Annotated in this window: 11 protein-coding genes; 4 read left to right on the plus strand and 7 right to left on the minus strand. The window is 63.6% G+C overall.

Annotated features, from left to right (window positions below; genetic code table 11):
- Both ACW8PS_RS11825 and ACW8PS_RS11830 read right to left on the minus strand, forming a co-directional pair.
- On the minus strand, positions 1 to 720 hold a 720-nt coding region (locus ACW8PS_RS11825), incomplete at its 3' end, for a TldD/PmbA family protein (protein ID WP_491527635.1).
- 127 nt (positions 721 to 847) lie between these two features.
- A complete protein-coding gene (locus tag ACW8PS_RS11830) occupies positions 848 to 2,422 on the minus strand; it encodes a DUF2125 domain-containing protein (protein WP_491527636.1) in 1,575 nt (524 codons plus the stop codon).
- Positions 2,423 to 2,552: 130 nt separating this feature from the next.
- On the opposite strand from ACW8PS_RS11830, the gene ACW8PS_RS11835 reads away from it, so the two are divergent.
- Genes ACW8PS_RS11835 through ACW8PS_RS11845 form a run of 3 tightly spaced genes read left to right on the plus strand, consistent with a single transcriptional unit; the run spans position 2,553 to position 5,136 of the window.
- Entirely contained in the window at positions 2,553 to 3,302 is a 750-nt protein-coding gene (locus tag ACW8PS_RS11835) for an SDR family oxidoreductase (protein ID WP_491527637.1), read from the plus strand.
- On the plus strand, positions 3,299 to 3,919 hold the full coding sequence (locus ACW8PS_RS11840; protein ID WP_491527639.1) for an enoyl-CoA hydratase/isomerase family protein: 621 nt from the start codon (positions 3,299 to 3,301) through the stop codon (positions 3,917 to 3,919). The genes ACW8PS_RS11835 and ACW8PS_RS11840 overlap by 4 nt, the downstream gene beginning before the upstream one ends.
- Entirely contained in the window at positions 3,916 to 5,136 is a 1,221-nt protein-coding gene (locus ACW8PS_RS11845; RefSeq protein WP_491527640.1) for a TIGR03862 family flavoprotein, read from the plus strand. The genes ACW8PS_RS11840 and ACW8PS_RS11845 overlap by 4 nt, the downstream gene beginning before the upstream one ends.
- On the opposite strand, the gene ACW8PS_RS11850 is transcribed toward ACW8PS_RS11845, so the two are convergent.
- From ACW8PS_RS11850 to ACW8PS_RS11870, 5 genes are all read right to left on the minus strand, one after another.
- Complete coding sequence (locus tag ACW8PS_RS11850) at positions 5,112 to 5,702, minus strand: glutathione S-transferase family protein (protein ID WP_491527642.1); 591 nt, start codon at positions 5,700 to 5,702, stop codon at positions 5,112 to 5,114. The genes ACW8PS_RS11845 and ACW8PS_RS11850 overlap by 25 nt on opposite strands.
- A 12-nt stretch (positions 5,703 to 5,714) precedes the next feature.
- Positions 5,715 to 6,746, minus strand: a complete 1,032-nt coding sequence (holA, locus tag ACW8PS_RS11855; protein ID WP_491527644.1) for a DNA polymerase III subunit delta — start codon at positions 6,744 to 6,746, stop codon at positions 5,715 to 5,717.
- Positions 6,743 to 7,234 carry an LPS assembly lipoprotein LptE gene (gene lptE / locus ACW8PS_RS11860; RefSeq protein ID WP_491527646.1) on the minus strand — a complete coding sequence of 164 codons (492 nt, stop codon included), beginning with the start codon at positions 7,232 to 7,234 and terminating at the stop codon, positions 6,743 to 6,745. The genes holA and lptE overlap by 4 nt, the downstream gene beginning before the upstream one ends.
- The gene (leuS, locus tag ACW8PS_RS11865) at positions 7,221 to 9,773 is read right to left on the minus strand and encodes a leucine--tRNA ligase (protein ID WP_491527648.1); all 2,553 of its coding nucleotides are present in this window, start codon (positions 9,771 to 9,773) and stop codon (positions 7,221 to 7,223) included. The genes lptE and leuS overlap by 14 nt, the downstream gene beginning before the upstream one ends.
- 80 nt (positions 9,774 to 9,853) lie before the next feature.
- Positions 9,854 to 10,366, minus strand: coding sequence for a DUF3576 domain-containing protein (locus tag ACW8PS_RS11870; RefSeq protein WP_491527652.1), 513 nt, complete (start codon positions 10,364 to 10,366; stop codon positions 9,854 to 9,856).
- Positions 10,367 to 10,644: 278 nt separating this feature from the next.
- Between ACW8PS_RS11870 and ACW8PS_RS11875 the strand changes: the two genes are divergently transcribed.
- Positions 10,645 to 10,892 (plus strand): porin (locus ACW8PS_RS11875; RefSeq protein WP_491527650.1); only part of this gene is annotated, 248 nt, incomplete at its 3' end.

Here is a 10,892-nt window from a genome sequence, read left to right on the forward strand (position 1 = left end):
TTCATCAAACAGCACCGGGCAGGCCCCGGTTTTCGGCTGGCGGGCCCCGGCGCGCGCAACGGCGCGTTCGGCGGCAATGCGGCCAACCGTTTCGGCCGGCTCCAAATCGGCGCGGTGGATGCGCATATCGCCGTAGTAATCGCGCTCCATCGATTGGCCCTCGCCAGAGATGGCGACGCAGGACAACCCGTGATCGGTGCGGGTATAGCCGCCCGAAAAGCCGTTGGTGGCGGCCAGATGCCGGCTGTGACGACCATATCCGGCGCTGGCAGATTGCACTTGGGTGATGCCCGGAACGGCCAAGGCGGCGGCCTCGGCCTCCAGCGCGGTGGCCTCCAGCATGGCGGGGTCGGGTTCTGCATCCGGGTCGCACATATCCAGTGCGGCAATATCCCAGCCTTGCGCCAGTTGCGCCGGGTCGGCCAGGCCGATGGTCGGGTCATCGGGGGCCTCGCGGGCCATGGCGACGGCGCGTTCGGCCATTTCGCGCAGGGTTTCAGGCTTGGTGTCCGAGGCCGAAACACAGGCCTGCCGCTGGCCCAGAATGACGCGCAGCCCGATCTCGACGCCCTCAGATCGTTCGGCATGTTCCAGCGCCCCGTTCAGCACCCGGATCGAGGTTGACGTTCCCGCCACCGCGATCGCATCGGCGGCGTCGGCCCCGGCGCGGGTTGCGGCCGTCAACAGGTCATGGGCAAGGGTTTCGGGCGTTTGGGTCATCGGGCAGATCCTGTTGCGGGGTTCGGGCCAACAGCTAGTGCGCGGCCCGGCGGCGTGCAAGCGATACGAAAACCCCCCAGAGCAACGGTTGGCTGCTCCGGGGGGAAGATGTTGCCGTCAGGGGTGATCAGCGCAGCGGCACGCCATTGGCGGTGATGCCACCATCGGCGCCGAAATTGATCGAGGATGTGTAGCTGTCAGGCCCGCTGCCCGGAATTGCGAACATCCCCAACATGCCGCGCGCCATACCCGCCTGTTCCGGCGGCAAAAGCCCGGCATTCGACAGCGTCTGGATGAATCCATTGGCCCCGGTCAGGCTCAGATCGAGCGAACCCACCGGCACCGGTATGATCTGGCCCGGCGTGAATTCGAGATCGCCCATACCGATCAGCTCGGCCCCACCGAACGACACTTGCAGGTTGTTCAGCGTCAGGTCACGCAATTCACCCGGAGGCGAGGACATGCGGGCCAGTTCATCGGCATCCATGGTCAGAAGATCGACAAAGATCTGCACCGTGCCGCTGACATCCATGATGATCGTGGCCGGACCGCGCGGCACCTGCCCGCTGGGGTCAACCATCGCCCAAAGGTTGTCACCCACGCTTACGCCCTGATAGGCGATAGCGATCGAGAAGGGCGAGGGCTGATCTTCGCGCGCCAGCGGCACGTCGATGCGCACAAGCGTGCTGTCGGCGGTCGCGGCCACCGGAAACGGCATTTCATTGCTGGCCAGGCTGAAACCCACGCCCCGCGCCCCAAGCTCATAGCGCAGGGCACGCTCCGAGATGCCAAAGCCGAAATTCCCACCAGCATTCTCGGCCGAGAAATCGAGGAAATCGGACCCGTTCCGGAAGTCGAGGCGCGCCGACATGGATTGATAGGTTACATCCAGTTCCATCGCCAGACCCGCGGGATAGGTTTCAACCATCTCCCAATCCAGACCGGTTGGCAGAACCCCCGAAAAAGTGGTTTCCGAAGCTCCCATGACCAGCGCCACATCAATACGGCCATCTGTATCGGACTGTTTGCTCGGGGTGGTGGGCTGCGGTTGTATCGGTGTGAAACCGCCGCCGGTTGTGGTGCCGTCAGAGCCGCCGGCCGGTTCAGTCGCCGCAAACCCCATCTCGAAGCCATCGGTCGAGGCGGCACCGGAAATCGCCAAAAAATTCGGGTCCGAAAAATCATAGGTGTAGGAGCCGGCAATACCCGTCAGCGCCAGGGAGGCGTCAAAATCGGGGATATCATCCGGGTCGATGCCGACAAATGTTATATCCTCAAGCTCGAAACTCTGCATCACGCTGTCCAGCGTCAGCACATCGGCACTGCCCGAGGCGGTGCCGGAAAAGCCGGATTGGCGGAACGCAATCGCGATCTCTTCCGGGGCGTCGGGATCGTCGATGCCGGTGATCCGGTAGGTCAGAATATCCGAGGCCCCGATTGCGACGGTGCCATCGGGCTGATTTGTCAATGTGACCTGGTCGATCAGGGTTGACAGGATTGCCTCCTCGACCATGAAAGTGCTGGCAAGATTGGTTAGAACCAGCCCCGAACCGGTATCGGTAACCTGCGCCGTCAGCGACTGACCGTAATCTGCGGATTGCTGCTGCCAGAGCGACCAAAGCTCGGCCGCGGTGATTTCGGCGAAAGCGGGGCTTGCGGCCATCAGGGCAGCAGTAGAGAGAGTGACTGAAAGGGATTTCATCTTTGACATAACGACCTTCCGAATGTGATTTTCTATTTCAAATGTCCGCCGGGTTGCGGCGGGCGTCAAGATCTCATTGTTTTGGCTTAAAAACGCAACAAGAATCTTATCTCAGGAGGATGATATGGGGATGCTGGACGGTAAAACAATGATGGTAACCGGTGCCAGTCGCGGCATTGGGGCCGCCGCGGCGCGGGTCTTTGCCGAGGCCGGGGCCAATGTCTGCCTGCTGGCCCGATCGCGCGACGACATCGCCGAGATTGCCGGTCAGATCGGCCAGAAGGCGCTGGCCATACCCTGCGATGTCAGCCGCTTCTGGGAGGTCGAGGCCGCCGTCAGGGCCTGCGTCGAAACCTTTGGACGGCTCGATATCCTGATCAACAATGCCGGCGTGATCGAACCGATTGAAAGCCTGATGCAGGCCACGCCGGACGCCTGGGGCCATATCATTGATATCAATGTGAAAGGCGTGTTTCACGGAATGCGCGCGGCGTTGCCGGTGATGATGGCCGAGGGCGGCGGCACGATCCTGACTGTCAGTTCCGGGGCCGCCCATAATGCGATGGAAGGCTGGAGCGCCTATTGCACATCCAAGGCCGCGGCCGCGATGTTGACGAAATGCGCCCATAAGGAAGGGGCCGCGCATGGCATCCGTGCGATGGGCCTGTCGCCCGGCACGGTCGCCACCCAGATGCAGCGCGAGATCAAGGCCAGCGGCGTGAACCCGGTCAGTCAGTTGGATTGGGAGGCGCATATTCCCGCCGATTGGCCGGCAAAGGCGCTGTTATGGATGTGTTCGCCCGAGGCAGACGCGTTTCTGGGCGAGGAAATTTCCCTGCGTGAAGAAGAGATTCGCCGCCGCGTCGGGCTGATTGCATGATCGAGCAGACCCGCGAGGGCGGTTTGTGGGTGGTCACGCTGAACCGCCCCGACAAGGCCAATTCGCTGACCGCCGAAATGCTGACGGAACTGGTGGAATTGGCTGAGGCCGGGGCGGATGACCCGGACCTGCGGGCGCTTGTTTTGACCGGCGCGGGCGACCGGGTGTTTTCGGCTGGTGCCGATCTGGTTCAGGCGCGGGCGGGGCTTGCCACATCGGATCTGTGGGAACGGCTGTCAGCGGCTATCGCGGCCTTGCCCTGCCTGACGATCGCGGCCCTGAACGGAACGCTGGCGGGCGGCGCGTTCGGCATGGCGCTGGCCTGCGATATTCGCATCGCGGTGCCCGGCGCGCGGTTCTTCTATCCGGTGGCGAAGCTGGGGTTTCTGCCGCAACCCTCCGATCCGGCGCGGCTGGTGGCGCTGATCGGTCCGGCGCGGGCCAAACTGGTGCTTCTGGCGGGGCAAAAGCTGTCCGCCGAGGAGGCGCTGGCATTCGGGCTGATCGACCGGATCGTTCCACCCGACGCGTTGATGCAGGGCGCGAAGGGGTTGGCCGCCGATGCGCTGACCGGCAAGCCCGCGGTGCTGCGCGCGATCAAGGCGATGTGCTCGTGACGGCAAAGGGCAAGAGCGACATGGCCGACATGGAACAGATCGACGCGCTGGTCGTGGGCGCGGGGCCTGCCGGGTTGATGGCAGCGCAGGCGCTGGCAGAGGCCGGGCGGCAGGTGGTGATCACAGAGGCGAAGCCCTCAGCCGGGCGCAAGTTGCTGATGGCCGGAAAATCAGGGCTGAACCTGACGCGGGATGAACCGGCGGATCGGTTTCTGGCGGCCTATGCCGAGGCCGAGGCGTGGCTGCGCCCGATGCTGGAGGCGTTCGGCCAGGCAGAGGTGACCAGGTGGGCAGAGGCGCTTGGCCAGCCGGTGTTTACCGGATCATCGGGGCGGGTATTTCCGGTGGCGATGAAAGCCTCGCCGCTGTTGCGGGCCTGGCTGGGGCGGATCCGGGCCGAAATGCGGACAGGGTGGGCCTGGCGCGGCTTTGCCGGTGATGCGTTGCGCTTCGACACACCGACAGGCCCGGCGCTGTTGGCCCCGCGTGTCACCGTGCTGGCGCTTGGCGGCGGGTCTTGGGCAAGGCTCGGGTCGGATGCGGCCTGGCTGCCCTGGCTGGCGGAAAAAGGCGCGCCGATCACGCCGTTGAGGCCCGCGAATATGGGGTTCTCGGTGGCGTGGTCGGATCACATGGCCAGGTATTTCGGCGCGCCGGTGAAGGGCTGCGCCTTGTCGGTGGGCGGCCGCACCATACGGGCGGAGTTTGTGATTTCGGCGCGTGGGGTTGAGGGTGGCGGCATCTATGCCCATTCGCGCGCCATCCGCGAAGGCGGGCAACTGGTGCTGGATCTGATGCCGGACCGGAGCGTTGAAGATGTGGCCGCCCGGCTGGCGAAACCGCGCGGCAAGGCGAGCCTCGCGACGCATCTGCGCAAGGTGCTGTCGCTGACCGGGCCCCGCGCGGCGTTACTCAATGAATGGGGGCGGCCCCTGCCCGAAGGTGCGGCGCTGGCGGCATTGATCAAGCGATTGCCCGCGCAACTGACAGGTCCGCGCCCGATCGATGAGGCGATTTCCACCGCCGGCGGCGTGGCCCGGGCCGGGCTGGATGACGGGTTGATGCTGCGCTCCATGCCGGGGGTGTTCTGTGCCGGTGAGATGCTGGATTGGGAGGCCCCGACGGGCGGATATCTGCTGACCGCCTGCCTTTCAACCGGGCTTTGGGCCGGGCAACATGCGGGTCGGTGGGATCAGTCGCCAAGCGCCCGGATATAGGCCGGGCGCGCGCGCATTGCGGCGGCGAAATCGCGCAGGCGATCCTCGACCACAGGAAATCTGGCGCTGACGGCCCATCCCAGGCAATGCGTCAGCAGAATATCGGGGATCGTCATGGTGTCGCCCATCAGGAACGGGCCATCCTCGGCCATGCGGGTGATCATGCGCGTCTGGCTGCGGGCAAATTCCCATTTCAGACTGTCCTTGACCGCGGGCACGCGGCGATCTTCGGGCAGGATGAAGGAATGGCGGGCGGCGGTCCACAGGATCTGATCGAACTCATCATTGATGAACTGGGTCAGGCTGTCCTGTCTGGCGCGTTGCAATGTGCCGGGCGGAAAGGTCAGCGCCCGATGCTTGTCGGCCAGATAGGTCATGATGGCGATGGAATCGGTAACGGGCACACCGCCGACGACCAGCACCGGAACCTTGCCGGCCGGGTTGAATTCCACCACCGCATCCGCATGCGGCGCGGCACCGACATGTTGATAGGGTTGCGCCAACTCCTCCAACATCCAGAGAACGCGCAGGGTGCGGGTGCGAATGGGGCCAATGACATGATACATATCGGTTCTTTCCTAGCGACCGGCGCGCGCGGCGACCGAGGCCAGCCGGATCAGCGCGCGCTCCATCAATGCGGCCTGCGGGGCGTGTTGGCCAGAGCGCAGCACCAGATCGGTATCCAGCAAGGTGCCATGCGCGGCCTCAAGCCGGGCCACGCCCCACAGCCCGGCCTGCCGGATCATCCGGTCACGGCGCGGCCCATAGACGGGCGGGCGCATGGCCGCGACACCCGCAGACGCCCCGCCGGGATGGATCGCCGCCGCATGAAGCCCGCGAAAATGGCGCAGCGCCTGAATGCAGAGAGCAACCGGCAAAACGCCCTGACCGGACAGCCGCTGCATCAACGGGCCGATCTCGCCGACCCGGCCTTCGGCGGCGGCGTTCAGGATGTCATCAACGCCCGCCTCGATCGTCGATGGCGCGCAGGCGGTGATATCGGCAGAGGTCACGGGGCTGGGGTCGTTCAGCTTGTAAAGCGCCAGTTTCTCGATTGTCTGACGGAAATCGCCGGGGTCCAGCGCCTGCGCCAGCGCGGTCAGTTCGGCCATGCAGTCACGGCCCGGATCGGGGATACCGGCCTGGCGCAGGGTCTCCTCGATTTCGGCGCGCGATGGCGGTTCGTCATAAATGCCAATGGCATAGGCCCGTTTATGGCTCTCGAACAGTTTGCGCAGGGCGGATCTGGTGGCCAGCGCCTTGGCGGTGACAATGATCTGCGCGTCGCCCGGCTGCCAATCGGCCAATGCGTCCCTGATCACCGGCGCAAGCCCATCGGCGGCATCTTCGACAAAGGCCACGCGCGGGCCGGGAAAAAACCCGACGGCGCGCATGGCATCGGCCAGCATCGCCTTGTCACTGCGCAATTCGCTGGCCGGAATACGGGTCAGGCGCATTTCCTCCTCGGCACCGGGACCGAGCAGTTTGGCAATGACATCTTGCCGTTTCAGGGCCACGCGCATGGCATCCGCGCCATAAAGCAGCAGGCCCGCCGCAGACGAATCGGGGGCGTTGAAATAGGCTGCGGCGTCGCGGCTTGTCAGCTTCATGAGAACCGGCTTGAGGCCGCCAGCAGGCGCGAAACCATCTGATCGGCCAGCGCTGTCATCAGCCTGTCCTGCGCGTCGCGTTCGGCGGATGCGGTGGCAACGGATGTGCCGGTGGTCGAATAGGCCGCGAAGGTTGACACGCTATCGGCCAGGATCTGCGCATCGGTGGCCAGATCCGTCAGGGTGAAATCCACCGTGCCGGTAATGTTGATCCGGGTGATGTCATTGGCCCCGGTAATGGCGAGAAAGGTTTCCGAGGTCTCGAACGTGTAATCCAGCCCATAATCGGCGGCTCCGGGGCGGCCAAGCCGTTCCTCAAGCCGGGACACCAGAACAAAGCCCAACCGCGTGTCGGGGGCCGCGACACGCACGCGGCCCCGCAGTGCCAGACCGCCCCCCCCCGGCGCGTAGACCGGGGTAAAGCCGCAGCCCGCCAGCGGCACCGCGACCAGAAGGGTCAGGAAGGTGCGGCGGTCAGATGACGACATTGATGATACGGCCCGGCACGACAATCAGCTTTCTGGGAACGCCCCCGTTGAGCGCTTTCACCACAGCCTTGTCCGCCAGCGCCAGTTTTTCAACCTCTTCCTTCGGCAAATCCTTGGCCACGGTGATTTCCGAGCGTCGTTTGCCATTGATCTGGATCGGCAAGGTCACGGTATCTTCAATCAGCATCGCGGCATCGGCAACCGGCCAGGGGGCCTGCGTAATCAGGCCGTCACCACCTTGATGGCTCCAGATCTCCTCGGCCAGATGCGGGGTCATCGGTGACATCAGCTGCGCCAGCACCTTGATGGCGGTTTTCTGCGCCGCCGCCCCGGCCCTGGATTTCGCCAGCGTGTTGGTAAAGGCGTAGAGCCTGGCAATGGCGGCGTTGAAGCCGAAGCTTTCGACGCCCATCGTCACGTCGCGGATGGTCTTGTGCATCTCGCGCAGCAGATCCTCGTCACCGCTGCCTGTCTGGGCCGGGTCCATCGCGGCGATTCTGGTGCAGAGCGTCCAGACCCGGCCCAGATGCCGATAGGCGGCATCTGCCCCGGCGGCGGTCCATTCCACATCGCGTTCGGGCGGAGAATCGGACAGCACGAACCAGCGCGCGGTATCGGCACCGTAAGCTTCGATGATATTCAGCGGATCGACGACGTTGTTTTTCGATTTGGACATCTTGGCCGAGGGGATCACCTCGACCGGCTCGCCGGTGGCCCCCAGACGCGCGCCGCTTTCATGGATCTCGACATCCTCGGGGAAGTGATAGACGGGGCGGTCTTTTTCATCGCGGGTGGTGTAGATCGCGTGCGTCACCATGCCTTGCGTAAACAGCGCATCGAACGGTTCCACACATTTTGCGGGCAAATGGCCGGTCTTGTGCATCGCGCGGGCGAAGAAGCGGGAATAGAGCAGGTGCAGAATCGCGTGTTCGACGCCGCCGATATATTGATCGACATTCATCCAGTAATCCGCATCCGCCAGATCGGTGGGCGTGTCGGCGCGCGGCGCGGTGAAGCGGGCGAAATACCAGGAACTGTCCACGAACGTGTCCATCGTGTCGGTCTCGCGCCGGGCGGCCCCACCACATTTCGGGCAAGGCGCGTCGCGCCAGGTGGGGTGGCGATCCAGCGGGTTGCCGGGAATGTCGAACGTCACATCTTCGGGCAGCTTGACCGGCAAGTTTTCCCTGGCCTCGGGCACCACGCCGCACCTGTCGCAATGCAGCACCGGAATCGGGCAGCCCCAATAGCGTTGCCGCGACAGGCCCCAATCGCGCAGGCGGTATTTGGTGACGCCCTCGCCCCAACCCTGTGTCTCGGCGAAATCAATGGTCGCGTCGATGGCCTCTTGGCCGGTCGCCACATCAAGGCCTGCAAAATGGTCAACCCATTGCACCTTGTCGGTCTTGGGCGGCACAAAGGCCGTATTCGTGACCGGCGTGGGATCATCCAGCGCAAAGAACGTGTCGATGACGGGCAGATCGTATTTGCGGCAGAAATCGAGATCACGCTGGTCATGCGCCGGGCAGCCGAAAATCGCGCCGGTGCCATAGTCCATCAAGATGAAATTGGCGATCCAGACCGGCAATTCCCAATCCGGGTTCAGCGGGTGGCGCACCCGAATGCCGGTATCCATCCCCAGTTTCTCTGCCGTTTCAATGGCTTCTTCCGTGGTGCCACCCTTGCGGCATTCGGCGATGAAGGCGGCAATATCCGGGTTGTCAGCCTCAAGCGCCTTGGCAATGGGATGATCGGGCGAGATGCCGACAAAGCTCGCACCCATCAGCGTGTCGGGCCGGGTGGTGTAGACAGAGATCGGCGCGCCGCCACCCACAGGCTCAAAGCTGAATTGCAGCCCCCGCGACTTGCCGATCCAGTTTTCCTGCATCAGCCGGACCTTGGCGGGCCAGTTTTCCAGCCCATCCAGCGCCGCCAGCAATTCCTCGGAATAATCGGAGATGTTGAAAAACCACTGCGTCAGCTCGCGCCGCTCCACCAATGCGCCCGATCGCCAGCCGCGCCCGGCCTCGACCTGTTCATTGGCCAGCACTGTCATATCGACCGGATCCCAGTTCACCACGGCGTTCTTGCGATAGATCAGACCGGCATCCAGCATGTCGATGAACATGGCCTGCTGGTGGCGGTAATATTCCGGGTGGCAGGTGGCAATCTCGCGGCTCCAGTCCAGCGAAAAGCCAAGCGGTTTGAGCTGCGCCTTCATGTCGGCGATATTCTGATAGGTCCAGGTGGCGGGATGAATGCCTTTGGCCATGGCGGCGTTTTCGGCGGCCAGCCCGAAGGCATCCCAACCCATCGGATGCAGCACGTTATGCCCGGTCGAGGATTTGTAGCGCGCGATGACATCGCCCATCGTATAGTTGCGCACATGCCCCATATGGATGCGGCCCGACGGGTAGGGAAACATTTCCAGCACATAGTATTTCGGCTTGCTCGCGTCGCGTGTCGCGCGAAATACACCAGCGTCATCCCAGGCCTTTTGCCATTTCGGTTCGGTCACAGCTGGGTCAAAGCGGGCCATGGTCTGTTCCTTGGGTCTGGATATGAAAACGCCGGGCGCAGGGGCCCGGCGATGTCTTTAGGAGGGGTCGGGCGAGATTTCTAGAGGTCACCTTCACGAATGCGGATCTGGCGGGCGCGGGTCAGAATCGCATCCTCGACCGCGCGGGCGGTTTCACGGCTGACCGCACCGCCGCCACGCGATTGCAGGGCCACCCGCAGCGACCTGGCATCCAGCGCCGGGTCGGTCACGTAAACCGTGGCGCGGTAGGCGCGGCCGCCACCGGGCGGCGTGCCGTAGCCGTAGACGATCACGCCGGAAAACGGATCGGCCGCCTCGATCGGCATGAAATCAAGGATCTCAAGCGTGGCGTTCCAGATATACCGGTTGACCTCGACAGTGGTGTTGGGATCGTCGTTATTGGTAAACAGATCGAAGATGGATTGCCGGTTGGGGTCGGGCAGGGCCCCGGATTCGACAAGGCGCGCACGTGATTCCTGGCTTATCTCCGCATTGCGGATGCCGCCAAAACCGGACCCGCCGCCACCACCAAACCCGGACCCGCCACTGCCGATGCCGCCGCAGGCGGACACTGCACTGACCGCAAGCAACATCACGATGAGTTTGCTCCTGATTCCGAACATGTTGCGATCTGCCTTCTTGTGACCCGGGGTTTTGCTGTTAAGCCTTGGTATCGCAGGGCCAATTGTGCGGCAAGGTCTTAAAATCGCGCGGGGGATGCGTTGACTGTGACATGTCTGCATCATGGCCGTGGCAACATCGCCCATATCCGGCCCGATTTCTTGCATTCCAGCGCCCAAGAGAAGATTGAAAGGCATACCCAATTCGGATGCTCCGGTTGGGGAGCTTTTTATCTAACGAGGGAAAAACCATGAAAAAGGTTCTCTTCGCAACGACAGCGCTGGTTGCCACCGCTGGTGTTGCATCCGCAGAGGTCACCATCACCGGTTGGGCCGAGATGGGTATCTTTGGCGGCGACGGCATCGAAACCCAGTTCTTCACCGATATCGACGTTCTGTTCCGCATGTCGGGCGAAACCGATAACGGCCTGACCTTCGGCGCAGGCGTTGACCTGGACGAAAACGGCGCATTCTCCGTCAATGACGATGGCGGCGCGTT

This window comes from Alterinioella sp. (genome assembly GCF_058343375.1).